The organism is Gracilibacillus ureilyticus (genome assembly GCF_900111195.1).
In the GTDB taxonomy this organism is placed as follows: Bacteria; Bacillota; Bacilli; order Bacillales; family Amphibacillaceae; genus Gracilibacillus; species Gracilibacillus ureilyticus.
Genome location: NZ_FOGL01000001.1, coordinates 52,469 through 78,303, shown reverse-complemented (window position 1 = coordinate 78,303; position 25,835 = coordinate 52,469). Strand labels below are relative to the sequence as shown.

The following is a 25,835-nucleotide window of genomic DNA, read 5'->3' as shown; positions in this document are numbered from 1 at the left end:
AACCCCCGTTTCTAACTATATCGTCAATTTTTCACAAAAATAAAGACATTCAAATGATAGGAATGTCTTTATTCAATCATATTTGGTTGCTCCAGAGAGATTGGTCCCAGTTTGCTATTTCTCAAATCCTGGACAATTATTTCTGCTGTTTTATCATAATTCACTTTACCGCCAGCTTCCAGGCAGCCTCTTCTGCGTCCAATTGTTTCAAAAACCATTGCCATATCATCCACGTTATCAGTGATTTGATAACGCTCTGTTAATATAGAAGGGTAATATTCCTTCAGAAAACGGATGATAAACACAGCTATATCATCCATTGCTAGCAGCTGGTCTTTTATCGTTCCTATCGCGGCCAGACGCAACCCCGTGATTTCTTCTTCAAACTTAGGCCAGAGTATACCTGGTGTATCTAACAGTTCAAAGTCTTTCTTTACTTTAATCCATTGCTGACTCTTCGTAACACCTGGTCTGTCTCCTGTTTTAGCGATTTTTTTATTTGCCAGCCTGTTTATTAACGTAGATTTCCCAACATTCGGAATCCCTACAATCATTGCTCTAGCCGGTCTTGGTCTGATACCTTTTTTCTTCAGCCGTTCCATTTTTTCTTCAGCTAATTCTTTCGCTGTCTGGATAACTTTCTGAATGTCCTTCCGGTTATTCACATCAATCGCAATGGAAGTAATATTCTGGCTTTTAAAGTAAGATAACCACTCTTCAGTAATTTTTTTATCAGCTAGATCGTCTTTCATTAAAATGATCATTTTCGATTTATTATTCAATAACTGTTGAAGTAATGGATTTTGTGATGAGTTAGGAACCCTTGCATCAACTAATTCAATTACAAAATCGACTAGTTTCAATTTCTCTTGTACTTCTCGCTTTGCTTTAGCCATATGTCCGGGAAACCATTGTATTACCATCAAACCCACCTCCTATCTATTCAACTATCCCTATATTTTTCACAGGCCAGTAAGACAGTCTTGATATACCTGTCACCTGTTCTAGCGGGATAAAGCCAAGATGCCTGCTGTCAGTTGAGTTTTTTCGGTTATCTCCCAGCACAAAGACATGTCCATCCGGGACAGTCATTGTTCCACCGGGAATGTCTTCAAGGGTAAAATCTACTGTATATGTAGCTTCAGGATCCAGATTTCGCTTTACTTCTTGTAGATACGGTTCCTCAACATACTCTCCATTCACAAACAACTGGTCATCACGATATTCAATCGTTTCTCCAGGAAGACCAATCACACGTTTTATAAAGTCTTTTTTCTCTGTCGCATGGAACACAACGACATCAAAACGTTGCGGGTCCTGAAAAACTAAACTAATTTTGTCAACAATTAATCGATCATTATCTTCTAATGTTGGTAACATTGATGGTCCTTCCACGACAATTGGCACTGCGATAAACATTCTTATTAGAACAATTACAATCACTGTAATAATTATGGTTTTTATCCAGTCAATCCAATCGCTTCTCTTTGTTGCCATGTTTAGAATTCCTTCCTTCTGCTATCAGACTGCTATATTCGTTCATCAATTTACTATCATTATATAGCAGAAAAAGGAGCCTGACAATGCAAGCTCCTTTTACAATACTCATTAGCGAATTTCTTTAATACGAGCAGCTTTACCGCGAAGATTACGCAGGTAATAAAGCTTAGCACGACGAACTTTACCACGACGACTTACTTCGATCTTATCAAGACGTGGTGAATGCACAGGGAACGTACGCTCAACCCCTACACCGTAAGAAATTTTACGAACAGTAAATGTTTCACTGATACCGCCATTTTGACGTTTAATAACGACACCTTCGAATACCTGGATACGCTCACGGTTACCTTCGACAACCTTTACGTGTACCTTAACTGTATCACCAGGACGGAATTCAGGAAGATCTGTACGTAATTGATCTTTTGTAATTTCTTCGATTAATTTTTGCATTCTTATGCACTCCTTCCAAACCAATGTTCTTAACGAAAATGCCGCCAGCGGAACACCGTTAATAGCCTTAAGTATTTACTTAAGCACAACTACCAATATATCATAACCAGTTAAATAATTCAACTAGAACTTCTGTCATTTTTCCATTGTTCTATCCATTCTTCTTCTTCTTTAGTAAGTTCCAGATTTGCTAACAAATCCGGTCTTCTTAAATAAGTTCTTCTTAGAGACTCTTTTCTGCGCCATTGCTCTATATTGGCATGGTTTCCCGACATTAGTACGTCCGGAACCTTTAAACCACGGAAATCTGCCGGTCTCGTATAATGGGGATGTTCTAATAATCCTGTTGAGAAGGAATCTTCAACAGCAGAATCATCATTTCCTAATACACCGGGAATCAATCTTACCACACTATCGATCACAACCATCGCCCCTAATTCGCCGCCTGTTAACACATAGTCACCAATTGATATTTCATCTGTTACTAAATTTGTACGAATCCTCTCATCATATCCTTCATAATGACCACAAATAAAGACGAGATGCTCTTCTTTTGCCAGTTCTTCAGCTTTCTGCTGTGTAAATGTCTCACCTTGAGGGCACATTAAAATAATTCTGGGAGATTTACCGCCATTTGCCTCAATCGTCTCCATTGCGTCAAATATCGGCTGTGGTTTCAACACCATACCAGCACCGCCGCCATACGGATAATCATCCACCTTATTATGTTTGTTATTAGCAAAATCGCGAAAATTGATAAAGTGATATGAAAAAAAGTTCTTTTCATATGCTTTTCTTAAAATAGATGACTGAAAAACTCCTTCGATCATTTCAGGAAATAATGATAATATATCAATTCTCATCATTCTAATAATCCTTCCATCGGTTCAATGATTATTTTCTTTTCGGTAATGTCTACTTTTTTCACCACAGGTTCAATATACGGAATTAAAATATCTTTGTTGTTTTCATCCCTTACTACCCATACATCATTTGCTGCAGGTGATAATATCTCTTTAACCTTGCCGATATATTTTTCACCAGTTGTATACACGTCACAGTCTATAATTTCAAAATAGTAAAATTCATTATCTTCCAGTTCCTCCAGTTGTTCCTTATCAACTACTAACAGTGATCCCTTATATTTTTCGACATCATTAATATTATCAAAACCTTTGAGATGAATAAGATCAAATTGTTTATGTTGTCGATGTCCATCTACTTCTACCTTTATTAATTCATTTGTGCCGTTTTGCTTGATATATAGTGTTGTCCCGATATCAAAGCGATTATCAAAATCAGTAATCCTTACTACTTTGATTTCCCCTTTAATACCATGAGTATTGACAATTTTCCCTACTTTTAAATATTGATTATTTTCCATTTGCATCACCTGATTTAAGTAATTTTTGTAATGATTCCGTCCTTAATTACGATTGATTTCTGGTCGATTATTTTATTCCACTCCATACCTTCTTCTATTTCAATCATAGCCTCTACTTCGCCATCGCTAATTTCACTGCCTATTGGCAGGATTTCCAGTTGTTCTAATTTATATTTGTACCATTTAATATGATCTTTTCGATTAGCCATTTCCTTCTGGAATTTTATAGCGATATCTGCTTTCTTCTTCGATGAACGTTGTTCCAGCTTTTTTTGTTCAAATAATAACTGCTGGCATTCCTGTTCGAGTTTGAAGATCTTCAGTTCATAATCTTCTTTTAGATTAGCCTTTTTTTGATCTGTTACAATTTGTTTCACAGCAACTTTACGAATGATTTTCATAAAAAACAGCCTCTCCATATTAATCATACAAGTCACTAAAAGAATAGCAAAACTTCCGGTAAAGATAAAGACAGAACTTAAATTTGCTTATATGTAGAAAAAAGAGAAGGTTTCCCTTCTCTTTTTTACATGATATCCAAATAAATTTTTTTATTTGATTTCATTCCCGCAGCATAAACAACCGTCCGAATTGATTTTGCAATCCGGCCATTTTTGCCGATCACTTTCCCAACATCATCCGGATGAACTTCAAGATGGTATACAACTTTGACCGGTTCATCTTTTTCGGTAATGACAATGGAATCAGGGTGATCGACTAATGGTTCAATAATTGTTTGAATTAAGGCTTTCATGGAATCACACTACTTTATTATTGATTTTTTGATTCGTGAAATTGTTTCATGATGCCTTCTTTTGAGAATAAGTTACGTACCGTATCACTTGGTTTAGCACCTTTTGTCATCCAATCAAGTGCTTTTTCTGTATCAATTTTCACTTCAACCGGATTTGCTACCGGATTATATGTTCCAACTTGTTCGATAATACGTCCATCACGTGGTGAACGAGAATCCGCAACAACGATACGATAGAAAGGATTTCTTTTAGAACCCATACGTTTCAGGCGAATTTTTACTGCCATTGTTTCCACCTCCAAATAAATGTTTCACACAAGATAGAATTGTATCAGATTTAAAACAGACTGTAAAGTGTTTTTACATTACATATAAAAATTTCTGTGAAAACCTGATAGTCTGCTCCTGTAAAAATAAGCCGAAAGATTACTAATCCAGTAAATAGAACATGATTTACATGAAAGGAAAATTGAAACCTTTCCCTTTTTTGCCTTTTTTCCCTTTCTTACCGCCTTGTTGCATGTTCGTCATCTGTTTCATCATTTTTTTCATTTCTTCAAACTGCTTTAATAATCTATTTACTTCGGAAACAGAACGGCCTGAACCTTTCGCAATACGTTTTTTTCTGTTCGCATTAATGATCGAGGGATCCTGCCGCTCTTTTGCTGTCATTGATTGAATGACTGCTTCCACATGGGATATCTGCTTCTCATCTATCTCCACATTTTTAAGACCCTTCATCTTATTAGAACCAGGTATCATATCCAAAAGCTCGTCAAGCGGCCCCATTTTCCGCACCTGTCCCATTTGCTCAAGAAAGTCATCGAATGTAAAGGAAGCTGAACGCATCTTTTCTTCTAATTCCTTTGCCCTTTTTTCATCGACGTTCTCCTGTGCTTTTTCGATTAAGGAGAGTACATCACCCATCCCTAATATCCTAGAAGCCATTCGTTCAGGATGAAAGACTTCTAATTGATCAAGTTTTTCTCCCATACCTGCAAACTTAATCGGTTTATCGGTTACCGCTTTGATTGACAGTGCCGCACCACCGCGTGTATCACCATCTAGTTTAGTCAGTATTACTCCGGAAACATCCAATTGATCATTGAAGCTTTCAGCCACATTGACAGCATCCTGCCCTGTCATTGCATCAACTACTAAGAAAATTTCATCAGGTGACACATTATTTTTAATTTGAATTAGCTCATCCATTAAATCTCCATCAATGTGAAGCCGTCCTGCTGTATCAATTAGTACATAGTCCAAATGCTCTTCTTTTGCTTTTGCCATTGCCTGATTTACAATCTCTACAGGACTTATATCAGTACCTGCTGAATATACCGGCATATTAAGCTGTTTACCTAGTGTTTCCAATTGATCTATTGCTGCAGGTCGGTATATATCCGCTGCTACAAGAAGCGGTTTCCGGTTGTACTTTTTCCGTAACAGGTTAGCAAGCTTACCTGTTGTTGTCGTTTTACCGGCACCTTGAAGACCAACCATCATAATTACGGTTGGCGGTCTGTCTGAGACTGCTATCTTACTCTCATCCCCACCCATTAATGAGGAAAGTTCCTCTTTAACAATCTTTATTACCTGCTGGCCTGGTGTTAAACTTTCCATTACCTCTTCGCCTACAGCACGCTCTTTTACTCTTTTAATAAAATCTTTTACCACTTTAAAGTTAACATCGGCTTCTAAAAGGGCCAGACGAACTTCTCGTGTCATTTCTTTTACATCTTGCTCCGTTACTTTACCTTTACCTTTAATCTTCTGTATCGTATTTTGCAGGCGGTCGGCTAAACCTTCGAATGCCATATAATACGCCCCCTATTCCAAATCTGTAATTTGATCAATTACCGATGTTATCTGATCATATTTTTGTTCTTTTAACAGTTGCTTTGATTGGTCTAAAAGTGTTTGCCGTTGCTGGAATTTCTGATATAATCCTAATTTTTTCTCATAGTCCTCAAGCATTTGTTCAGTACGGCGAATATTATCATAAACAGCTTGACGTGAGACATCGAATGACTCTGATATTTCACCTAGCGATAAATCCTCCAAATAATACATTTCCATATAATTTCTCTGTTTTTCTGTTAATAATGCCTGATAGAAATCATACAGAAAATTAATTCTAGTCGTTTTTTCTAACATAATAGGACTCCTCTTAAGTGATTTCCCCACACTTACCTCTAGCCATATGATAGTACAATAAAGTCTAAGTGTTAAACTAAAACACTGTCAAGTATTTATCCTACTCGTCATCAATCATGTCTGCAAACAATCCGTAAACAAAGGCTTGCGGATCAAATGTTTGCAAATCTGTAACCTTCTCCCCAAGGCCAACTAATTTAACGGGAATTCCTAATTCATTCCGGATTGCTAACACGATGCCACCCTTTGCTGTACCATCAAGTTTCGTCAATACGATTCCCGAAACATCAGTTGCTTCAGAGAAAGTCTTCGCCTGGCTTAATGCATTTTGCCCTGTAGTCGCATCAAGAACAAGTAAAACTTCGTGTGGAGCGTTAGGGATTTCACGTTCAATAACTCGTTTTACTTTAGAGAGTTCATTCATCAAATTGACCTTATTTTGCAACCTGCCTGCTGTATCACATAGCAGTACATCTGCTTCCCTGGATTTAGCAGCCTGAATTCCATCATAAATAACCGCCGCAGGGTCACTGCCTTCACTATGTTTGATTACATCAACTTCTACTCTTTTTCCCCATTCACTTAATTGCTCAATTGCCCCTGCACGGAAAGTATCTCCAGCAGTTAGCAGGACTTTTTTTCCTTCTGATTTTAACTGGTGGGCTAACTTTCCTATTGTTGTCGTTTTTCCGACACCATTTACCCCAACAAAAAGGATGACAGTTAATTCATTTTCCTGCATATTTAAGCCAACAGAGCTTTCTTCCTCACTATCACCATAATAGATATCGACTAGTTTTTCCGATATAACTGATTTCACTTCTTTTGTATCACTAATATTTCTTCGTTTAACTTCCATTTTTAACTCATCAATTAAGTCCATTACTGTAGAAACTCCGACATCTGCAGCAATTAGTACTTCTTCTAAGTCTTCAAAAAAATCTTCATCGACTTTACGGTATCGTGCAACGAGATCATTGATTTTCTCTGAAAATGTCTTTCTCGTTTTACTTAACCCATCCTTGTACTTATCTGACACTTCTTCATTACTTTGGTTTGTTTGAAACTTCTCTTTCAATTTCTTAAAAAAACTCATCATTCGACCTCCATTTTCTATGCTTCTAAAAGTTCCTGAGTATCTTCCAATTTAACGGACACCAACCTGGACACCCCGGACTCTTGCATTGTAACACCATAAAGTACATCTGCCTCTTCCATCGTCCCTTTACGGTGGGTAATCACAATAAATTGAGTTTCAGAACTATAGTGTTTTAAATATTGGGCAAACCTTGTTACATTTGCTTCATCCAGTGCTGCTTCCACTTCGTCCAGCACACAAAATGGTACAGGTCTCACTCGTAAAATGGCAAATAATAACGCAATCGCTGTTAACGCCCTCTCGCCCCCTGATAATAAACCAAGTTGCTGAAGTTTCTTGCCTGGAGGCTGTGCAATAATATCTACACCTGTTGTTAGTAAATGCGAGGGATCAGTTAAGCGCAGCTCTGCTTGTCCTCCCCCAAATAATTTCTTGAAAACCTGTTGAAATTCTTCTTTAATTTGAGAGAAGGTTGATTCGAAACGCTTTGTCATTTCCTCATCCATCTCTGCAATAATATCATATAACGTTCGTTTAGCTTCAATTAAATCTGTTTGCTGCTGTGTTAGAAAGTCATACCTCTCTTTAATTCTATCATACTCATCAATCGCACCTAAATTGATTGTACCTAATTCTTCGATCGAACGTTTAATCAGCTTCACTTTGCGTTTGGCATCATCTAGATCATCTGGTTTTGGATAATTACTTTGTGCTTTCTCAAATGTCATCTCATATTCATTTTCGAGAATCTCTAATCTATTATCTAAGTCCACTTCCAGACGGTTCTTAGTAATTTCTAATTCCTGAATATGTTTAGATAATTGGTGATCTTCTTCTGTTAACTTCTTAATCTCCAAATCCTCTGACTCAATCGTTTGATTGAGGATAGATCGCTGCTCCCGCTCTTTCTGTAATTGTTGCTGTATATCACTTTTACGCTGCTTTGTTTGACTAATTTCCTCTTCGATTTCTTCTTCTGTTTGCTGGGAATGTTTTAACTGCTCCAACTGGTTCAATTGTTGAGCAGAGTCACTATACTCCGTCTGTAAAACCGATAATTCCTGTTTTAGACTGTCAACTTTTTCTTTTTGATTAGTCAACTGCGCGTTAAGCTCTGCGTCTTTTACCTGGAGTGTTTGTAACTTATTTTTCAATTGCTGTTCTTTCTCTTCATAGCTGCTATGCTCTTCTGTTAAATGATTGATTTTCTTTTCGGTAATGGTTAATTGATTTTGTAACTCTTGCAAAACATTTTCATTTTCGCTGGCTTGTGATTTTAAGTCTATTTCATCCTTTTCCTGTTGCGATTTATCCTGATCATAGATAGATAATCGTTGATTTAAATGTTTTAAAGATAATTCTGCTTCTTTTAAACGGCTTGTTTCTTTTCGATGTTGTTCATCTAATTCTTCCAATTCAGTCTGTTTTTGCTTTTTTTCCTCATTAACTTTCTCAAGAACAATTTTCTGCTCTTTCAACTTTGACATAAAATCATCAATTCTCGACTGATAAGAGATACATTTCTCGTTAATTGACTTCAATTCACGTTCTCTTGTAAAAAGCGACTGGTTAGTTTTCTTTTTCGCTCCCCCTGACATTGATCCACCAGGGTTCACAATGTCGCCGTCAAGTGTGACTATCCGGTAACGTCTGTTTGTTTGAGCTGCGAAGTCGTTGGCATCTTTTAAAGTTTTCGCAATAATAACATTACCAAGCAATGCTTTCATAACATTTGCGTATTTCTTATCATATTGAATCAAATCTGACCCGATCCCGATAAACCCTTGGTTGTCATTAATTTGCTGGATCAAATGATGTGGAATAGACTTAGGCTGCATTGTTGTGATTGGCAGAAATGTTGCTCTTCCTTTATTCGTCTTTTTTAACCATTCAATCGCTTTTCTAGCCAAATTCTCATCATCTACTACGATGTGTTGTGCCTGAGCTCCCAGTGCTGTTTCCATAGCGTCAACCAGACTGTCATCAAAAGTAACCAATTCAGGTATTGCACCGTGGATTCCAGCTAATTGGTTATTTTCCCTTGCTTTTAATATCTCTTTTACACCAGCATAAAAACCTTGAAAGTCTTCCTTTAATTCCTCTAATAGTTCCTTCTTTGACTTTAAATTTTCCAGTACCTGCAATCCTTTATAATACTTTTGCTCCATATCCTGGTATAAGTTTGTTTCAACAATAACCTTTCGTTCCAGCTCTGAAGTACGATTTTTCAAATCTGTCAATTTCTCGCTCATTAGTTGATGATTTTTCTCACTTTTCTTTACCTGATCTGTAAGGAGATCACGCTCCTCCAGCGAGTCTTGCCATTTATTTGCTTGCAAACTTCTTTTACCAGTAATTCTGTCTAATTGTTGTTTAATGGAATTTTGCTCATTACGTTTCGCCGCTTGTTCATTTAGCAAGTCTATGTAATCACTTTTTAACGATTCCAAGTCTTCTTCTATTGTTACTTTTCCTTCATCCAGCAATTTTGTAACTTCTGTTATTTCTTTAGAGTTGGATTGCTTGGCTTTCTGCAGTAATTGTAACTTTTCTTTCTCATCCTTTACTACTTTTTCAGAATGAGCAAGCTTTGCCGTTAACTTATTTAACTGATTTTGCAGATTCCGTTTATTCTCTTCATAGTGATTTAATCTTTCATGGAAAATCTTCTTATTTCCCTCTAAATTCTCAACAGATTTTGTCAGCTCAAGTAAGCTGTCTTGTAATGATTGAATATTGTAATCTACTTTCTGCATAGATGATTTATTCTGTTGCAAAGAGTTATTTTTTTTATTAATCTCAATCCGCTTTACTTCTTGGCTGGAATGATTAACTCGTAGTTTTTCTATTGTTTCCTCATATTGTCGATGAAGCATTTCGATTTCTTTTACGAGCACACCAACCTCATGAGTTGTTAGCCTTTCTTTATGTTCCAAATATTCTTTGGCTACAGCCGCCTGCTCTTCAAGCGGATGCAGTTGCCCGGATATTTCATAAATAATATCCTCAACTCTGTTCAGATTTTCCTGAGTTTCTGCTAATTTATACTCAGCTTGTTTCTTGCGATTTTTATATTTCAAAACCCCTGCAGCTTCTTCAAAAATAATCCTGCGATCTTCGGATTTGGAACTGAGTATTTCTTCCACTTTTCCCTGACTGATGATAGAAAATGCTTCTCTGCCAAGCCCTGAGTCTATAAATAAATCTGTGATATCTTTTAGACGGCACTGTTGCTTATTAAGGAGAAATTCACTATCTCCTGAACGGTATACCCGCCTTGTTACACTAACTTCCTGATAATCTACCGGAAGCTTCCGGTCTGTATTATCGAGGGTTAATGTTACTTCGGCCATATTTAAGGCTTTTCGCGATTCACTGCCCTGAAATATGATATCTTCCATTTTGGTACCGCGCAGTGACTTTGCAGACTGCTCACCAAGAACCCATCTGATAGCATCTGTTATGTTGCTTTTTCCACTTCCATTTGGTCCCACAACTGCTGTAACCCCTGGTACAAAATCAACTCGTACACGCTCAGCGAATGATTTGAATCCTAATGTATCTAATTGTTTTAAAAACATTATAAAAACCCCTATATCTAACGTTGCATTATTTATTTTTGTTAATAATATGGTTGCTTTTCAACTAATTTATTTTATCATAAAGAGTAGGGTGTGAGAAGAAAGAATAGAGCGCGGTGGTTATTAGCAAGTCTTTCCATCGGTTTACCCTCGGAACATTACAGATTAAAAGTTGGGAGTGATGGTAATATGAGTAAAAAAACAAGATCACATGAGAATTTCAATCAGATGATTGAGGAAATGGGAAGAATGCTGCAAGTTGTTAACAGTTCTTTAATGGATCCAAAAGATTATGATTTCGAAAAGTTTGATGAAATTGAAGAATTACATGCATTATTAAAACATAAGGGCAAACTGACAGTTGCAGAAACAAACGCTTTCATCGAAGAATTGAAAAATTACCGAAAATAAAGAATGGATAAAAGCAAGAGAAATGGAAAAATTAAGTTCCTGTCCCTCTTGCTTTGCTTGTCCATATTATTTCACTTTCATTTCATCTAATGCTTGCTTTGCAGCGCGTTGTTCTGCTTCTTTCTTTGTTCTGCCTAATCCCTTACCTTCGATCCTTCCATTAATCGTCACAACAGCGTAAAATTCACGATCATGGGCCGGACCCTTCTCATCAACTATATCATATTCGACTACTCTGTTTTTAAATTGCTGTACCATTTCCTGCAATTGACTTTTATAATCCATCGTATGCGAAAAAGCACCGGTTGTTATTTTCGGATAAACATAATTTTTCAGGAAAGAAATAACTTGATCATATCCCTGATCTAGATACAACGCGCCAATAAACGCTTCAAACACATCAGCGAGTAATGCGGGGCGATTTCTTCCGCCAGTCATTTCTTCTCCTTTTCCCAATAAAACATACTGGTTAAATTTCAAGTCTTCTGCAAATTTCACAAGTGCAGGTTCACAGACGATTGATGCTCGTAATTTCGTCAAGTCACCTTCCGCCATATCCTTAAATTCACGAAAAAGATATTGGGAGACACCTAATTCCAAAACCGCATCGCCTAGAAACTCCAATCGTTCATTATCCGATAATTTTTTCTTCCGGTGCTCATTCACATATGATGAATGAGTAAAGGCTTGGCGCAGTAATTTTTCGTCTTTAAAAAATATATCCAGTTCCTGCTGCAATAAGGTAAAATCATTCATTTCCATCACCTACCAATATAAAATAAAACGATTGCACTTTTTCACTTGTAAGAGAAGCCCTACAATTCGTAAGGCTTCTCTGTCTCAGTCATTAGCTGTTGCTGTCTATGTAATTTACAGCATCACCTACTGTAGCGATTTTTTCAGCATCTTCATCCGCGATTTCCATATCGAACTCATCTTCAAGTTCCATTACAAGTTCTACTACATCTAAAGAGTCTGCTTCTAAATCATCTTTAAATGATGCCTCAAGAGTTACTTTATCCTCATCAACATCTAAATGGTCTACCACGATTTGTTTAACTTTTTCAAAAGTATTTGACATTTTTCCGTCACCTCCTTTCAAAGTATAGCAGTTTTTTTATAAAATTACATCACCATTCCACCATCAACTTGAATTGTTTGTCCAGTCACATAATTAGATTGCTCTGAAGCTAAGAACAGGGCAACATTTGCGACATCTTCTGCTTGGCCAAGCTTGTGCAGCGGAATAAGTGAAAGCATCTGTTCTTTTTGTTCATCTGTTAATTGATCTGTCATATCTGTCTCGATAAAACCAGGCGCAATCGCATTGACAAGGATGTTTCTCATCGCCAATTCCTTTGCAGTTGTCTTCGTTAACCCAATCACTCCTGCTTTAGCAGAAACATAATTAGCTTGTCCGGGATTACCGCTTACCCCTACAACTGAAGACACATTGATTATCCGGCCGCTTTTCTGTTTCATCATTTGGCGGGTAACTCCTTTTGTACAGAGAAAGACACCTTTAAGGTTTATATCAATTACCTCATCAAAATCAGCTTCACTCATTCGCATAATTAAGTTATCACGGGTAATACCAGCATTGTTTACTAGTATATCCAAACTGCCAAAGGTTTGAACAACCTCTTTTACCATTGCTTTTACTTCAGCATCTTTACTGACATTTGCTTTGATTTTTATTGCCTGGCCACCATTTTGTGTGATTTCATTAACTACTTGCTGCGCTTTCTCTTCATTGCCTGCATAATTCACTGCCACTTTTGCACCATTTCTGGCATAATTAAGGGCAATTGCACGACCTATCCCTCGTGAAGCACCAGTTATAAGTGCTACTTTCCCATTTAACATGTTGCTTCCTCCTTCACCCAGCTAATAAATGAATGTAATGATTCTACATCAAAAATATTGAATACAGAAGCCCTGCGATTCACCTTTTTCACTAAGCCTGTCAGTACTTTACCATTACCGATTTCTACAATCGCATCAATATCTTCTGTTAGAATCTGCTCAATAATTTCTTCAAATCTAACAGGAGAATACAGTTGTTTCACTAATAAATCCTGAATTTCGTCCTTGCTGGTCACTTTGCTTGCAGAAACGTTAGCATATACAGGAATCGATGCATCTTTCCAGTCAGCAGTCACCACTTCCTGATGAAATGCTTTTGCCGCAGGTTTCATTAAACTAGAGTGAAACGGTCCACTTACTGATAATGGGAGAACACGTTTTGCGCCTGCATCCTTTAATAAAGAAGTGGAGACATCAATCCCTTCTTTTGTCCCGGAGATAACAATTTGACCTGGACAATTAAGGTTGGCAATTTCAATGACCTGGTTATGTAAATCACGAATCTTCTCCAGTTCTTTTTCCAAAATGTTCTGCTCCATCCCAAGAACCGCCGCCATCGCGCCTTTACCAGCCGGATAGGCATTTTCCATTAATTTTCCCCTTTTATGTACTAATTGTACTGCATCAATATATGATATGGAATTAGATGCTACCAGTGCACTGTACTCACCTAGACTGTGACCCGCAGTAACGGTTGCCATAATTTGCTCTTCTTTTAATACTTCAGTAATTGCTGCACTCATTAGCAACAATGCGGGCTGGGCATTTTCCGTTTTGGTTAATTCTGTTTCAGGTCCTTCAAACATAATGGAAGTCAGGTTATAACCTAAAGCTTCATTTGCTTGTTGGAACATTTGCTTTACCTGATCAAAATGGTTATATAAATCTTTCCCCATGCCAACTGTCTGAGAGCCCTGGCCTGGAAAGACGAATGCTAATTTCTTCAAATCACTGCTCCTCCCCTTGTTTCGGTAGATGTTTCACTTCCGATTCAATTTTCATGACAACCTCTTTTTCAACAATATTAATTGTTTGCTGGATGGCACTAAAGACAGCCTGCCTGTTTGAAGACCCATGTGCTTTAATAACAGGCGCTTTTAAGCCAAATAACGCTGCACCGCCATATTCTGAATAATCTAATTGATCTTTAAGACCTCGTAGTTCATTTTTAGCTAAAACTGCAGCAATCTTAGTTTTGGTATTTGACATAAACTTATCTTTTAACATAGAGAATAATGTCAGTGCTGTTCCTTCGATCGTTTTCAAAGCAACATTCCCACTAAAACCATCTGTTACTACAACATCTGCGGCTCCTTCAAGGAGGTCTCTTGCTTCCACATTTCCAACAAAGTTGATCGGTGCATTGTCTAATAATTCGAACGCTTTTTTGGTCAAGTCATTTCCCTTGCCATTTTCTGTTCCGACATTTAATAAGCCGACACGAGGCTTCGAAATTTGGCGGACTTTTTCCATATATATGGAACCCATAATTCCATATTGCATGAGGTGCTGGGGTTTTGCATCCACATTTGCACCAACATCCAGCAATAAAAATCCTTCACCATTTACTGTAGGTAAAGTTGGACTTAATGCTGGTCTGTCAATCCCTTTAATCCTGCCGATGACGAATAATCCTGCACTCATAAGAGCTCCAGTATTACCTGCTGATATACAGGCATCCGCCCTGCCTTCTTTTACTTCGTTTGCCATTAATACCAGAGAGGCTTTTTTCTTTCTTCTCACAGCTTTGACCGGTTCATCCTCACTGGTGATCTTTTCATCTGTATGAAGAATATTAACAGAAGCAGTATTATCAGGCAGGTATTCCAGAATTTTTGTTTCATCACCGACAAGGGTGATTTCCAGGCTTTTAAACGTTTCTACTGCCTTAAGTGCCCCGAGTACAATCTCTTTTGGCGCATGATCGCCGCCCATTGCATCAATTGCTATTTTCATTAACGATCCCTTCCTTTTCATTGGATCTGTACATTTCAAATTCGCCTTTAAAAACAATCTCATTATCAACATTACTGATAACTTCCACAACTGTTCTGTTTTTTGCTTCATTTTTCTTTACATTTGCTTTTGCTATTACTCGCTCACCTTCCACAACTTGCCTTGTAAACTTAATCATTGCATTGGCAGTCAGTGCAAGTTCATCATTAATAACAGCAACAGCTAGAGAATTTGCCTGGGCAAACAAATGATGGCCCCTTGCAATTTTGTTTCTTGAGAAAACATGCTCTGCAGTAATATCCAAAATCGAAATGGCACGGTAGTCTAATTCCAAATCAATAATTTCACCAATTACTTCATCAATTGGAAGAGCTTTTACCGTTTCATTCCAATTAGATGTAGCAACAGACTTAATTCTTTCCCGCAGTTCCGGAATACCCAGCTCCATCCTGTCTAACCGTATTGTTTGTATACTTACATCAAAATTCTGTGCAAGTTTCTCATCCGTAATAAAAGGTTGATCTTTAATTGTATCTATTAATAATTTCTGTCTTTCTTTTTTTGTTTTTTTCATCCGAAACACCATCCAATTAGTTGAACATCATAAAGTGAGAACTCAATCAGCCAGGGAGCCCAATGTTTATCCCTGTAGATAACTTATGACTAGGTACTAATAGTAATATATAATATGGAAAGTAAATATGCAAGTAAATCTAATTTAATAAATCATCGAACATAGAAAACTCTTTTTTCAAGAACTGAAACAACCTGCTAAATTCAGGCTCTTTCCACCTTTTGTTCATTACAATATCCATTGCATCGTTGCGAGCTGTTTCCAGTGCTCTGTAGTCATGAACCAGATCAGCAACTTTAAATTCCGGAACCCCGCTCTGTTTCACACCAAAAACATCACCAGGTCCCCGTAACTCCAGGTCCTTTTCTGCTAAAATAAATCCATCTGTGGTTTCCGTCATAATTCTCATTCTCTCTTTACCAGTATCACCTTTAGGATCAGCTACTAAGATACAGTAACTCTGTTTCTCCCCTCTGCCGACCCTTCCTCTCAATTGGTGCAATTGCGATAAACCAAAACGGTCAGCATCCTGTATCATCATAATTGTCGCATTAGGAACGTTCACACCTACTTCCACTACGGTAGTAGAAACTAAAAGCTGAATCTGATTGGAAGTGAAATCAGCCATTACTTGTTCTTTTTCTTCGTTTGATAGCCTTCCATGCATTAGTCCTACTCTTACTTTTCCCCGGAGTGCTTCCTGTAATTGCATAAATAAATCGATTGCATTCTGTATATCCAGTTTATCTGATTCCTCAATTAACGGGCAGACAACATATGCCTGAGATCCATTTTTTAATTCTTTATAGATAAAAGAAAGGATCCGATTCAGCATATTATGCTTCACCCAGTATGTCTCGACAGTTTTTCTGCCTTTTGGCATTTCATCAATTTTGGATACATCCATATCACCAAACGCTGTAATCGATAAAGTACGCGGAATAGGTGTTGCAGTCATAAAAAGAATATCTGCCAGGATTCCTTTTTCTTTCAATGTATTTCTTTGGTTCACACCAAATCGGTGCTGTTCATCAATAATTACATAACCTAAATTAGCAAAATACACATCATCCTGAATAAGCGCATGTGTGCCGATAATAACATCGATCTCTCCGTCTGCTAATTTCTGTATTATTTCTTTTCTCTTTTTACCTTTCACCGATCCGGTTAACCGAGCAATTCGTATATTAGCTGGAAGAATAGATTGTAATGAATGTTCATGCTGCTCTGCTAAAATTTCAGTTGGCACCATAAATGCAGCTTGTTTTCCAGCAGTCACAGAAGCAAATAGGCTGACGATAGCTACTGCTGTCTTCCCTGAACCTACATCTCCCTGCAATAATCGGTTCATTCGGTGAGGGGACTCCAAATCTCGCAGAATTTCCTTTAAACTCTTTATTTGCGCATTTGTTAAAGTGAATGGAAGTTGCTTAATTAAATGATTCACTTTTTCTTTATCATATTTTTGGGCGTTTCCGGTTGTTGCTTCTTTCGTTTTCTTGCGGAATAATTGCATTTTTAATTGGAAGATTAATAATTCTTCGTAGACAAATCGGCGTTTTGCATGTTTTAAGCTCGTGAAATTATCCGGAAAGTGAATTTGTTTAATTGCATCTCTCCTTGTTGGCAGTCGGTAATTCTCAATAAATTGTTCTGGTAAAAACTCTTCCACAGTATTAAGTGTTTCATCTATTGTCTGTGAAATAATCTTAATCACTTGGTTGTTTTTAATATCGCCTTTCAATGGGTATATTGGAGTAATTGGGCTATTATTTTCTACTGTACCCTTTTGGTATTGATCAATCGTCACTTGTAATCTGTGCTGGTCCCATTTCCCGCTAACTGTGACCACTTCCCCTGGGGTGAAATGATTCTTAGCATACGCTCTATTGAAAAGCACTCCTTTTACAACCGCACCATCCACCCGGATAGACACAGTCAATCTTGATCTCTTTCTATTATAATATTGTACAACCGGTTCCTGTATGACTTGTCCGGCGATCGTAACTTTTTCTTCATGAATTAAATCATGAAGTGGCTTTTGTTCATAATGATCATAACGGTTGGGAAAATAGTAGAGCAAATCTTCTAGTGTTGTTATTCCCATTTCGGCAAGTTTTTCATACATTTTAGGACCAATCCCTTTAACATCCTGAATGGATTTCTCCAACATTACCATCCCCCTTTCTGCCTTATTACAAATAAAAAATATATGGTTATATACCGCTCAAGATCAGTGTACAATTTATAAATTTTAAATATGATAAGAAAGCTCTATCTGTATTAGATAGAGCTTCGAATTATTCAATCGAGAATATATATGAATAGATTGGTTGATTTCCGTGATGTACTTCTACCTCTATGTCCGGATATTGATTTTCTATGAATGAAACGATTTCTGATTCTTCATTGTCTGTTGTGCCTTCTCCACGTAAAATTGTAATAATCTCATCCTCATCCCCATCTACCATTTCATTAAGAAGGGCCTTAACTACTTCCAGCTGCTTAGGATCAGTTGTTTTTATTTTTCCATCGGCAAGTCCCATGTAATGTCCATTTTGGATGTTCAATCCGTCAATTTGTGTGTCTCTTACCGCATAAGTAACTTGTCCTGTTTTTACTGCTTTACTTGCTTCCTCCATCTGTGCTTTATTTTCATCCAGGTTTGTATCAGGATTATATACTAATAAAGCTGCCATTCCTTGTGGAATCGTTTTAGTTGGTACGACCACAACATTTACTTCAGATAATTCTGCGGCTTGCTCAGCAGCCATCACTATGTTTTTATTATTTGGTAAAACAATAACATTCTCAGCATTAGTTTGACTGATCGCATCAGCTAAATCCTGAGTACTAGGATTCATAGTTTGTCCACCCTGAATGACTACCGTTGCACCAAGACTTTTAAACAGTTCGGTTATTCCATCGCCCATAGCAACTGTCACAATTCCGAAAGCTTTTTTCTTACTATTCTGTTCCTTATTAACTATGTTAGAATGCTGTTCACGCATGTTCTCTACTTTTAAGTTAATAAAACTTCCATACCTTTGCCCTAAATTAAATACATCACCAGGGTATTCTGCATGAATGTGAACTTTTACGATTTCATCATCTGACACCACCAGCAATGAGTCGCCGTGATTGCTAAGTTCCTCCCGGAAAGCAGCTTCATCATATGGATGCTGCTTCAATTTATCCTCTTCAAATCGAACCATAAATTCTGTACAGTAACCAAATTCAATTTCATCTGTATTCATAAAGCCTTGGGCCTGTTTATGATGCTCCGCATGAACAAGGTCTTCAAGATCCATCGTATCGGCTACATTCTCCGGCAGTTCCTCACCTCTTAATCCTGCAAGGAAACCTTCATATATAACAACTAAGCCTTGACCCCCGCTATCCACAACACCTACTTCTTTTAGAACAGGAAGTAAATCAGGTGTTCTCTTGAGTGATTTTCTCGATGCTTGTAAAACCTTCTCCATAAACGAATCAAGGTCAGTTTCAGATTTAGCTAACTCACTAGCATCCGCAGCAGTATCTTTTGCTACAGTTAAGATCGTACCTTCTACTGGTTTCATTACAGCTTTATAGGCAGTTTTAACTCCGCTGTCCAGTGCTGAAACGAAACCTTCAATATCTAACTCTTCTTTTCCCTCTAATCCCCTTGCGAAACCGCGAAATAATTGGGACAAAATAACACCAGAGTTTCCCCTCGCACCCATTAACAATCCTTTTGCAAATGCGTTAGCTACAACGGTAACAGATTCATTCATCACTTTTTTTACTTCGTTTGCTCCTGATGTAATCGATAAATTCATGTTTGTTCCAGTATCCCCATCAGGTACCGGGAAAACATTCAGTGCATCTATTTTATCTGCATTATTCGACAAATGATTTGCACCAGCTAGCACCATCCGAGCAAAAGTCGCCCCATTAATCTTTTTTAATGTCACTTCAGACTTCCTCCCTCTAATCTTGACTTACTCGTACACCCTGAATGAAAATATTAATTGATTTTATATGAAGACCTAATATTTTTTCAAGGTTATATTTTACTTGTGACTGTACATTGTGTGCTACTTCAGATATTTTCGTTCCATAGCTGACAATAATATACATGTCGATATGTATATCTTCTGCATCTTGTCTTACAACAATTCCTTTTGAAAAATTCTCTTTACGAAGAATTTCTGCAATGCCATCCCGCAATTGATTTTTGGATGCCATGCCAACAATACCGTAACATTCTATTGCAGCTCCACCAGCGACTGTAGCAATAACTTCATTTGTTATCGTTACATGACCATCACTTGTAATTAATTCTATCGACATATCTAAAACCTCCTATGAATTCGTCTGGATTATGTCAACACAAGTATCTTCTTTAATATTAAGCAAATTGCGCGAAATTAGTTAATGATGAAAAGAATCTTATCCATTATAGAATGTATGAAAAATTGCTTTCTGTCAAGCTACTACTGTCTATACCATTCTTTCATATTAGTATTACTTATACTAACAGGAATTTAACATAAAAATTAATCAATGCCAAAAAATATCTGAGAATAAATTGCATTATAACCCGAACTATGATAAATTATATAAGTATGTATAGAGTTAGTGTTAGGTAGGAGGGAATAAAACTATGGGACGTAAATGTGTAGTAACAGGACGCAAAACGACTGCAGGAAATAGCCGTTCACACGCTATGAATTCAAGCAAGCGTAAATGGAAAGCTAACGTACAAAAAGTTAGAATTATGGTTGATGGAAAACCAAAACGCGTGTATGTTTCAGCTCGTGCGCTTAAATCCGGAAAAGTAGAACGCGTATAATAATAATTAGTTAGAAAAAAGCTCCTATATCATTTAGGAGCTTTTTTCTATATTTCCTTGCCAATGAATTGAGAGATCACTTCTTGCTCCCTGACCCTAATAACGCCCGGATAAATCCGCCAATAAATTTCGGGAGCTTAATTGTATAGAATTTCATCATACCCCTCCTCACCATGTAAAGAAACATACTTTCAAGACTAGCTGATAAAATGGATATATTATCGCTATAATTGCTGAAACTCAGTCAACATTTACTTCTTGAATGGTTCGATACTCTTTATCATTATTAATATGCCATCGTCAAAAGAAAAAGTACCATAGTTATTAATTATTTGATTAGAGATACAAAGAGTTGCCCCCCATTCAATAGTTTTGTTTTCAAGAGGATAATAAAAACCAGTCAAAGTTAGCCCGCCAACATGGTGAGTAAAAGGTAAAAATGAGATATACTGGTTGTTCGCTTCTTTCCTGACAGTATGAACTCCGGGTAAATGTAAGGATAATTGATTCGTATTGTCAATAATAGCTGCTTTTATGCCTTTACTGACTAATTGATATAATAACTGAACATTAACCAATTCATGATCGAGCCTTCCGCCTGTTACACCAAATAAATAGATCTCATCTGGAGAGTGAGTTAATGCGATACGGACAGCTATCTCCAAATCTGTTTCATCTTTTTCTGCAGGAAATTGATCAAACTGCTGTGCATGCATGCGTATGCTTGCTAATTCTGTTTCAGTAACTGAATCAAAATCCCCTACAGCAATATGTAAGGTAAGCTGATGTTTCATAATATAGGCAGTACCTCTGTCCGCGCCGATCCACAAATCAATCATTTCTTTATATTCTGTCAGTTCAGCCAGAGATCTTTCCGGACCACCTGCAACAATCCCAATTCTCATCTTAACTTGCCCTTTCATACAGACTATGCATTTCTAATAGTGTCCATTGCTTTTTTCCGGTTCTCTTCATTAAAGATTGCACTTCCAGCTACCAGTATATCTACCCCTGCTTCCTTACATAATTTTGCTGTATGCTGGTTTACTCCGCCATCAACTTCTATTTCAAATGATAAGTCCATCTCTTTTCTCCAGATAGCAGCTTGCTTTACTTTCTCTAAAACTTCAGGTATAAACTCCTGCCCGCCAAATCCTGGATTAACCGTCATAAATAAGACTAAATCTATATGATGCAACACTGGTTTGATCATTTCAACAGGAGTTGCAGGGTTAATTACAATACCTGCTTTTTTTCCTGTTTCCTTTATTAAGTGGATCGTTCTGTGCAAGTGAGGACATGATTCAACATGTACAGTGATAATATCTGCCCCTGCATTAGCAAATTCAGGTATATACTTGTCAGCATTTTCGATCATTAGATGTACATCAAAAACAATTGGAGTCACGGGACGAATAGACTTCACTACTAAAGGTCCAATTGTTATGTTAGGTACATAGTGCCCATCCATTACATCGATGTGAAGATAATCGGCTCCAGCCTCAACTACTTCCAGGATCTCTTCCCGCAATATACTAAAGTCGGCAGATAATATTGATGGTGCGATTTTTGTTGTCATGATTAATACCTCGGCTTTCTCTGTTTTATTTCTTCAACAAATTGTACATAATTATTGTACCGTTCTTCTAGTATTTCATCTTTTGCTACTGCTTCTTTTACTGCACATTTAGGTTCTTTCAGATGCATGCAGCCCCTGAATTTACACTCTGATTTACGTTCAGTAAATTCAGGAAAACAATCTGGCAGCATTTCCAATTCAAGTTCTGCAAAGTCTAGTGCACTGAAACCTGGTGTATCGGCAATAAGACCTTGTTTGAACGGGATCAGCTCCACATGTCTGGTCGTATGTTTTCCCCTGCCAAGACTTTCTGATATTTGATTTGTTTCCAGTTCCAGATCCGGAACCAGTGCATTTAACAGAGAGGATTTTCCGACACCAGACTGTCCTGCAAACACAGAAACCTTACCGTCTACAAATGTGGCAATATGGTCAGCTATATCATCTGTCTTTGTTGATAGGAAACGGATGGAATATCCTATGTCGCTGTAATAAGACAACTTTCTCTGTAAAATTTCTGTTTCTTCCTCATTCAGGAGGTCTTTCTTCGTAAAAAATAATAAAGGTCTAATGGAGTTTGCTTCAACCATCACAAGAAACTTATCCAATAAGTTTAAACTCAAATCAGGTTCTTTAAGTGAAGCAACAATTATTGCCTGATCGACGTTCGCAATCGGCGGACGAACGAGTTCATTAACTCGCTCTTCAATAGACAAAATGTAGCCTTCTTTTTGACCACTAAATTCAAATTCGACAAAATCTCCTACAAGCGGGGAAACCTTTCTTTGCCGGAAAACACCTCTACCACGGCATTGAATCATTTCACCATTATAGATAATATAGTAAAAACCGCTTAGTGCTTTAATAATTCTTCCTTTTGGCATTTACTCACCCTTTACATCCTCATATTTTATCGTCTTCTCAATTAATAACTGATTATCCCGCAATACCTTATATGTGGCATTATCATCTCTGGCAATGGTTAAATGAATTTCAAACGGTGTATCCTCTGTGATCAGTTTTACCTCATCATATAATTCCTGGATACGGTGATTTACATCTTCTACATATATACTGACAGATTGTGGTTCAGGCTTCGTTTCTTCTTCACCCTCAGGATCCTCACCATTATTGCTCTGTTGATTCGTATTAGTGTACGGAACAGTAAAAGTTACTGTATGGGTTACCTGTTCCGGTTCATCCGGACCTTTTGATATCGTCAATGTCACAACATCACCAGCCACCACTTCAGAACTGGCTGCAGGGCTTTGTTCGATTACATACCCTTCTTTTACTTCATCATGGTAAGCTGTATTAATAGTAGCAGATAAACCATTATTGTTTACATAGTCCACTGCTTCACTTTCCGACATTCCAACTAAGCGGTTTAACCGGAATGTTTCCTGGCCTTTACTAACTTCAAATATTACCGACGTTCTGCCAGGTACCACTTCAGATCCAGCTTCCGGCTGATGTTGTGATATTATTTCCCCTTCAGGTTTTTCATGGAATACCCCGTAGTCAATGACATTTTTAAACCCTGCTTCTAATAGTAATGATTTGGTTTGTTCAAAATCTTCCCCAATGTAATCCTTCATTTCCACTGTTTGTGGGCCGGAACTTACAATGACAGTAATCTCTCTGCCTTCCTTAACTGTCTGGTCAGCACCTGGGACAGTTTCAATAACATCGCCTTCTTCAATTTCTTCATTGTGCTCATCTTCCCTTGCAGCCAATAATCCATTCTCACTTAAGACTTCTTCTGCTTCTTCAAAACTCATTCCGCTAACATCAGGAATTTTAACATCTTTCGGTTGAAAGAGATTAGGAAACACAAATAATGCAAGTAAAAATGCTCCAAATAAAGCCAAAACAATTGAGGTGGTCCAAATAATAAATCTTTTTTTGCTTCGTTTTTTCTTAACATCATTAGGGTTAGTTTCTTCACTGTTTTCCGCATTTTTCTTATGTATCATTGTTCTGCTTGTATCTGTGTTTACCTGACTCATGTTTTTTATTGGTGCAATCGGTATTGCTTTTGTCTGATCCTCATCATTTGCTATTTGAGGGACAAATTTAGGAACATCCTGCTGATCAGGGTCAAGAGCATTATCAAGAGCAGCAAGCATATCATGTGCATTTGGGTACCTTTGATAAGGAGCTTTTGTTGTTGCAATTAAAATGATATTCTCAACAGATTGAGGAATAGAGTGATTCCATTCATGAACAGACGGCATATCTCTCTGCATGTGCTTCAAAGCAATAGATACAGGTGATTGACCAGAGAATGGCAAATTACCTGTTAACAGTTCAAACATAACTATTCCTAATGAATAAATATCTGATTTATTATTCGCTTTTACTCCTCTTGCCTGCTCTGGTGAGAGATAGTGTATGGAACCAAGAACTGAGTTGGTCTGTGTAAGAGCAGTTGCACTTAGAGCTGTTGCAATTCCGAAATCTGTCACCTTTACTAAACCATATTCATCAATTAACATGTTTTGGGGTTTAATATCCCGATGGATGATCCCATTATCATGTGCATGAGCAATCCCTGAAGTAATTTGCTTCATAATATCTATCACTTCTTCAACTTCCAGTGGGGCATGTAATTGGATATACTGTTTTAATGTCATACCATCAATGTATTCCATGACAATATAATAAATATTCCCTTCTTCTCCCACATCATATATGCTCACAATATTTGGATGGGACAAGCTGGTAGCTGCCTGTGCTTCACGGTGAAACCTTGAAATAAATTCGTCATCATCAGCATATTCCAGGCGTAAAACTTTAATTGCAACTTCCCGTTTTAAAATAAGGTCTGTCCCCAAGTAGACGTTAGCCATTCCGCCTCCGCCGATTAACTTATATAATTTGTATCTTTCACTTAAAATCTTTCCTTCTAACAATTGGAATCACCAACTTTATTCATTTGATGATTAATAACTGCCAGAGTAATATTATCCTCACCACCGCGATCATTTGCGAGTTCAATTAATTGGTCAATTGATTGTTGTGTACATTCTTTTCCTAATATTTGCTGAATTTCCTTGTCAGATACCTTATTAGTAAGACCGTCTGTACAAAGCAGCAAAACAGAAGATGTTTGCCATTGCGAGCTGTATATATCTGGTGTTACATCCATTTCTGTTCCAAGTGCTTTTAGGATTACATTTTTTCTAGGGTGCACCAATGCATCTTCTTCAGACAATTGCCCTGACCGAACTAATTCTCCTACTAATGAATGATCAGCTGTAACTTGCTGTAATTGATCCTGATTTAATAGATAGGCCCGACTGTCACCAATATGAGCAATCACAAAGTAATCATTGGAACAAATGGAGGCTACAATTGTTGTCCCCATCCCTTTTAATGAACGTTTACTTTGTGCATACTCATATACATGATTATTTGCCTGTATGACCGCATTTTTGAGCCAGTCTTCAGCATTGTCTTTGTCACTGACGGACAAGATATCGTTCTGCCAGATTTCCAGCAATTTTTCGATTGCCATTTTACTTGCAACATCGCCAGCCTGGTGTCCACCCATCCCATCAGCCACTATTGCTAATACTAGTCCTGCAGCGGGCTTTTCGTAAATAGCTGCTGCATCTTCATTAATTTCTCTAACTTTACCCTTATCTGACCGGTAAAAATACCTCATTCACCACACCTCAA

Annotated in this window: 29 protein-coding genes; 2 read left to right on the top strand and 27 right to left on the bottom strand. The window is 37.4% G+C overall.

Going from position 1 to position 25,835, the window contains the following annotated elements:
* Nucleotides 1–68: 68 nt before the first annotated feature.
* The 12 genes from ylqF to smc form a co-directional block, all read right to left on the bottom strand.
* Nucleotides 69–923: a ribosome biogenesis GTPase YlqF gene (gene ylqF, locus BMW36_RS00400; protein WP_089737854.1), complete on the bottom strand. Its 855-nt coding sequence runs from the start codon at nucleotides 921–923 to the stop codon at nucleotides 69–71.
* A gap of 16 nt (nucleotides 924–939) precedes the next feature.
* Nucleotides 940–1,497 carry a signal peptidase I gene (gene lepB, locus BMW36_RS00395; protein WP_089737852.1) on the bottom strand — a complete coding sequence of 186 codons (558 nt, stop codon included), beginning with the start codon at nucleotides 1,495–1,497 and terminating at the stop codon, nucleotides 940–942.
* A gap of 111 nt (nucleotides 1,498–1,608) precedes the next feature.
* Nucleotides 1,609–1,953: a 50S ribosomal protein L19 gene (gene rplS / locus BMW36_RS00390; RefSeq protein WP_089737851.1), complete on the bottom strand. Its 345-nt coding sequence runs from the start codon at nucleotides 1,951–1,953 to the stop codon at nucleotides 1,609–1,611.
* A gap of 119 nt (nucleotides 1,954–2,072) precedes the next feature.
* Nucleotides 2,073–2,816 carry a tRNA (guanosine(37)-N1)-methyltransferase TrmD gene (trmD, locus tag BMW36_RS00385; protein WP_089738815.1) on the bottom strand — a complete coding sequence of 248 codons (744 nt, stop codon included), beginning with the start codon at nucleotides 2,814–2,816 and terminating at the stop codon, nucleotides 2,073–2,075.
* Nucleotides 2,816–3,337 (bottom strand): ribosome maturation factor RimM, encoded by a 522-nt coding sequence (gene rimM, locus BMW36_RS00380; RefSeq protein ID WP_089737849.1) that lies wholly within the window; start codon nucleotides 3,335–3,337, stop codon nucleotides 2,816–2,818. The genes trmD and rimM overlap by 1 nt, the downstream gene beginning before the upstream one ends.
* Before the next feature lie 14 nt (nucleotides 3,338–3,351).
* Nucleotides 3,352–3,738 carry a YlqD family protein gene (locus tag BMW36_RS00375; protein ID WP_089737847.1) on the bottom strand — a complete coding sequence of 129 codons (387 nt, stop codon included), beginning with the start codon at nucleotides 3,736–3,738 and terminating at the stop codon, nucleotides 3,352–3,354.
* Nucleotides 3,739–3,863: 125 nt separating this feature from the next.
* Nucleotides 3,864–4,091 carry a KH domain-containing protein gene (locus BMW36_RS00370; RefSeq protein WP_089737845.1) on the bottom strand — a complete coding sequence of 76 codons (228 nt, stop codon included), beginning with the start codon at nucleotides 4,089–4,091 and terminating at the stop codon, nucleotides 3,864–3,866.
* A gap of 17 nt (nucleotides 4,092–4,108) precedes the next feature.
* Nucleotides 4,109–4,378: a 30S ribosomal protein S16 gene (rpsP, locus tag BMW36_RS00365; protein WP_089737844.1), complete on the bottom strand. Its 270-nt coding sequence runs from the start codon at nucleotides 4,376–4,378 to the stop codon at nucleotides 4,109–4,111.
* Nucleotides 4,379–4,544: 166 nt separating this feature from the next.
* On the bottom strand, nucleotides 4,545–5,909 hold the full coding sequence (gene ffh, locus BMW36_RS00360) for a signal recognition particle protein (RefSeq protein ID WP_089737842.1): 1,365 nt from the start codon (nucleotides 5,907–5,909) through the stop codon (nucleotides 4,545–4,547).
* Between the two features lie 12 nt (nucleotides 5,910–5,921).
* A complete protein-coding gene (locus tag BMW36_RS00355) occupies nucleotides 5,922–6,248 on the bottom strand; it encodes a putative DNA-binding protein (RefSeq protein ID WP_089737840.1) in 327 nt (108 codons plus the stop codon).
* A gap of 100 nt (nucleotides 6,249–6,348) precedes the next feature.
* Nucleotides 6,349–7,344 carry a signal recognition particle-docking protein FtsY gene (gene ftsY, locus BMW36_RS00350; RefSeq protein WP_089737838.1) on the bottom strand — a complete coding sequence of 332 codons (996 nt, stop codon included), beginning with the start codon at nucleotides 7,342–7,344 and terminating at the stop codon, nucleotides 6,349–6,351.
* A gap of 17 nt (nucleotides 7,345–7,361) precedes the next feature.
* A complete protein-coding gene (gene smc, locus BMW36_RS00345) occupies nucleotides 7,362–10,928 on the bottom strand; it encodes a chromosome segregation protein SMC (protein WP_089737836.1) in 3,567 nt (1,188 codons plus the stop codon).
* A gap of 189 nt (nucleotides 10,929–11,117) precedes the next feature.
* Between smc and BMW36_RS00340 the strand changes: the two genes are divergently transcribed.
* Nucleotides 11,118–11,339: a DUF1128 family protein gene (locus BMW36_RS00340; protein WP_089737834.1), complete on the top strand. Its 222-nt coding sequence runs from the start codon at nucleotides 11,118–11,120 to the stop codon at nucleotides 11,337–11,339.
* Between the two features lie 66 nt (nucleotides 11,340–11,405).
* Here the strand turns inward: BMW36_RS00340 and rnc are convergent, their stop codons facing one another.
* The 9 genes from rnc to BMW36_RS00295 form a co-directional block, all read right to left on the bottom strand.
* A complete protein-coding gene (gene rnc / locus BMW36_RS00335; RefSeq protein WP_089737832.1) occupies nucleotides 11,406–12,095 on the bottom strand; it encodes a ribonuclease III in 690 nt (229 codons plus the stop codon).
* Nucleotides 12,096–12,186: 91 nt separating this feature from the next.
* Complete coding sequence (locus BMW36_RS00330; protein WP_089737829.1) at nucleotides 12,187–12,420, bottom strand: acyl carrier protein; 234 nt, start codon at nucleotides 12,418–12,420, stop codon at nucleotides 12,187–12,189.
* 44 nt (nucleotides 12,421–12,464) lie between these two features.
* The gene (gene fabG / locus BMW36_RS00325) at nucleotides 12,465–13,205 is read right to left on the bottom strand and encodes a 3-oxoacyl-[acyl-carrier-protein] reductase (protein WP_089737826.1); all 741 of its coding nucleotides are present in this window, start codon (nucleotides 13,203–13,205) and stop codon (nucleotides 12,465–12,467) included.
* Nucleotides 13,199–14,152, bottom strand: a complete 954-nt coding sequence (gene fabD, locus BMW36_RS00320) for an ACP S-malonyltransferase (protein ID WP_089737824.1) — start codon at nucleotides 14,150–14,152, stop codon at nucleotides 13,199–13,201. Before fabD ends, fabG begins: the two co-directional genes overlap by 7 nt.
* 1 nt (nucleotide 14,153) lies before the next feature.
* A complete protein-coding gene (gene plsX / locus BMW36_RS00315) occupies nucleotides 14,154–15,161 on the bottom strand; it encodes a phosphate acyltransferase PlsX (RefSeq protein WP_089737822.1) in 1,008 nt (335 codons plus the stop codon).
* The gene (gene fapR, locus BMW36_RS00310; protein ID WP_089737820.1) at nucleotides 15,145–15,735 is read right to left on the bottom strand and encodes a transcription factor FapR; all 591 of its coding nucleotides are present in this window, start codon (nucleotides 15,733–15,735) and stop codon (nucleotides 15,145–15,147) included. The genes plsX and fapR overlap by 17 nt, the downstream gene beginning before the upstream one ends.
* A gap of 139 nt (nucleotides 15,736–15,874) precedes the next feature.
* Entirely contained in the window at nucleotides 15,875–17,908 is a 2,034-nt protein-coding gene (recG, locus tag BMW36_RS00305; protein WP_089737818.1) for an ATP-dependent DNA helicase RecG, read from the bottom strand.
* A 127-nt stretch (nucleotides 17,909–18,035) separates the two neighbouring features.
* On the bottom strand, nucleotides 18,036–19,691 hold the full coding sequence (locus tag BMW36_RS00300) for a DAK2 domain-containing protein (protein ID WP_089737816.1): 1,656 nt from the start codon (nucleotides 19,689–19,691) through the stop codon (nucleotides 18,036–18,038).
* A 16-nt stretch (nucleotides 19,692–19,707) separates the two neighbouring features.
* Nucleotides 19,708–20,070, bottom strand: a complete 363-nt coding sequence (locus tag BMW36_RS00295; RefSeq protein WP_089737814.1) for an Asp23/Gls24 family envelope stress response protein — start codon at nucleotides 20,068–20,070, stop codon at nucleotides 19,708–19,710.
* A gap of 313 nt (nucleotides 20,071–20,383) precedes the next feature.
* On the opposite strand from BMW36_RS00295, the gene rpmB reads away from it, so the two are divergent.
* The gene (gene rpmB, locus BMW36_RS00290; RefSeq protein ID WP_089737811.1) at nucleotides 20,384–20,572 is read left to right on the top strand and encodes a 50S ribosomal protein L28; all 189 of its coding nucleotides are present in this window, start codon (nucleotides 20,384–20,386) and stop codon (nucleotides 20,570–20,572) included.
* A gap of 76 nt (nucleotides 20,573–20,648) precedes the next feature.
* On the opposite strand, the gene spoVM is transcribed toward rpmB, so the two are convergent.
* The 6 genes from spoVM to BMW36_RS00260 all read right to left on the bottom strand — a co-directional run bounded on the left by spoVM (nucleotide 20,649) and on the right by BMW36_RS00260 (nucleotide 25,821).
* Nucleotides 20,649–20,729, bottom strand: coding sequence for a stage V sporulation protein SpoVM (spoVM, locus tag BMW36_RS00285; RefSeq protein ID WP_139180281.1), 81 nt, complete (start codon nucleotides 20,727–20,729; stop codon nucleotides 20,649–20,651).
* Between the two features lie 94 nt (nucleotides 20,730–20,823).
* The gene (locus tag BMW36_RS00280; RefSeq protein WP_089737807.1) at nucleotides 20,824–21,477 is read right to left on the bottom strand and encodes a thiamine diphosphokinase; all 654 of its coding nucleotides are present in this window, start codon (nucleotides 21,475–21,477) and stop codon (nucleotides 20,824–20,826) included.
* A gap of 23 nt (nucleotides 21,478–21,500) precedes the next feature.
* Entirely contained in the window at nucleotides 21,501–22,151 is a 651-nt protein-coding gene (rpe, locus tag BMW36_RS00275) for a ribulose-phosphate 3-epimerase (protein WP_089737805.1), read from the bottom strand.
* A gap of 2 nt (nucleotides 22,152–22,153) precedes the next feature.
* Nucleotides 22,154–23,035, bottom strand: a complete 882-nt coding sequence (gene rsgA / locus BMW36_RS00270) for a ribosome small subunit-dependent GTPase A (protein WP_089737802.1) — start codon at nucleotides 23,033–23,035, stop codon at nucleotides 22,154–22,156.
* Nucleotides 23,036–25,066 (bottom strand): Stk1 family PASTA domain-containing Ser/Thr kinase, encoded by a 2,031-nt coding sequence (pknB, locus tag BMW36_RS00265; protein WP_089737800.1) that lies wholly within the window; start codon nucleotides 25,064–25,066, stop codon nucleotides 23,036–23,038.
* On the bottom strand, nucleotides 25,060–25,821 hold the full coding sequence (locus tag BMW36_RS00260) for a Stp1/IreP family PP2C-type Ser/Thr phosphatase (RefSeq protein ID WP_089737798.1): 762 nt from the start codon (nucleotides 25,819–25,821) through the stop codon (nucleotides 25,060–25,062). Before BMW36_RS00260 ends, pknB begins: the two co-directional genes overlap by 7 nt.
* Nucleotides 25,822–25,835: the final 14 nt, after the last annotated feature.

Coding starts and splice junctions, on each gene's coding strand:
- rimM (WP_089737849.1), bottom strand. CDS start 3,337: ATGGAAAATAATCAATATTTAAAAGTAGGGAAAATTGTCAATACTCAT.
- ffh (WP_089737842.1), bottom strand. CDS start 5,909: ATGGCATTCGAAGGTTTAGCCGACCGCCTGCAAAATACGATACAGAAG.
- smc (WP_089737836.1), bottom strand. CDS start 10,928: ATGTTTTTAAAACAATTAGATACATTAGGATTCAAATCATTCGCTGAG.
- BMW36_RS00260 (WP_089737798.1), bottom strand. CDS start 25,821: ATGAGGTATTTTTACCGGTCAGATAAGGGTAAAGTTAGAGAAATTAAT.
- BMW36_RS00375 (WP_089737847.1), bottom strand. CDS start 3,738: ATGAAAATCATTCGTAAAGTTGCTGTGAAACAAATTGTAACAGATCAA.
- fapR (WP_089737820.1), bottom strand. CDS start 15,735: ATGAAAAAAACAAAAAAAGAAAGACAGAAATTATTAATAGATACAATT.
- rsgA (WP_089737802.1), bottom strand. CDS start 23,035: ATGCCAAAAGGAAGAATTATTAAAGCACTAAGCGGTTTTTACTATATT.
- BMW36_RS00340 (WP_089737834.1), top strand. CDS start 11,118: ATGAGTAAAAAAACAAGATCACATGAGAATTTCAATCAGATGATTGAG.
- BMW36_RS00330 (WP_089737829.1), bottom strand. CDS start 12,420: ATGTCAAATACTTTTGAAAAAGTTAAACAAATCGTGGTAGACCATTTA.
- BMW36_RS00355 (WP_089737840.1), bottom strand. CDS start 6,248: ATGTTAGAAAAAACGACTAGAATTAATTTTCTGTATGATTTCTATCAG.
- ftsY (WP_089737838.1), bottom strand. CDS start 7,344: ATGAGTTTTTTTAAGAAATTGAAAGAGAAGTTTCAAACAAACCAAAGT.
- fabG (WP_089737826.1), bottom strand. CDS start 13,205: ATGTTAAATGGGAAAGTAGCACTTATAACTGGTGCTTCACGAGGGATA.
- BMW36_RS00370 (WP_089737845.1), bottom strand. CDS start 4,091: ATGAAAGCCTTAATTCAAACAATTATTGAACCATTAGTCGATCACCCT.
- spoVM (WP_139180281.1), bottom strand. CDS start 20,729: ATGAAATTCTATACAATTAAGCTCCCGAAATTTATTGGCGGATTTATC.
- lepB (WP_089737852.1), bottom strand. CDS start 1,497: ATGGCAACAAAGAGAAGCGATTGGATTGACTGGATAAAAACCATAATT.
- rpe (WP_089737805.1), bottom strand. CDS start 22,151: ATGACAACAAAAATCGCACCATCAATATTATCTGCCGACTTTAGTATA.
- BMW36_RS00295 (WP_089737814.1), bottom strand. CDS start 20,070: ATGTCGATAGAATTAATTACAAGTGATGGTCATGTAACGATAACAAAT.
- trmD (WP_089738815.1), bottom strand. CDS start 2,816: ATGAGAATTGATATATTATCATTATTTCCTGAAATGATCGAAGGAGTT.
- ylqF (WP_089737854.1), bottom strand. CDS start 923: ATGGTAATACAATGGTTTCCCGGACATATGGCTAAAGCAAAGCGAGAA.
- rnc (WP_089737832.1), bottom strand. CDS start 12,095: ATGAATGATTTTACCTTATTGCAGCAGGAACTGGATATATTTTTTAAA.
- recG (WP_089737818.1), bottom strand. CDS start 17,908: ATGTTGGAGAAATCCATTCAGGATGTTAAAGGGATTGGTCCTAAAATG.
- rpsP (WP_089737844.1), bottom strand. CDS start 4,378: ATGGCAGTAAAAATTCGCCTGAAACGTATGGGTTCTAAAAGAAATCCT.
- rplS (WP_089737851.1), bottom strand. CDS start 1,953: ATGCAAAAATTAATCGAAGAAATTACAAAAGATCAATTACGTACAGAT.
- rpmB (WP_089737811.1), top strand. CDS start 20,384: ATGGGACGTAAATGTGTAGTAACAGGACGCAAAACGACTGCAGGAAAT.
- plsX (WP_089737822.1), bottom strand. CDS start 15,161: ATGAAAATAGCAATTGATGCAATGGGCGGCGATCATGCGCCAAAAGAG.
- BMW36_RS00280 (WP_089737807.1), bottom strand. CDS start 21,477: ATGAGAATTGGGATTGTTGCAGGTGGTCCGGAAAGATCTCTGGCTGAA.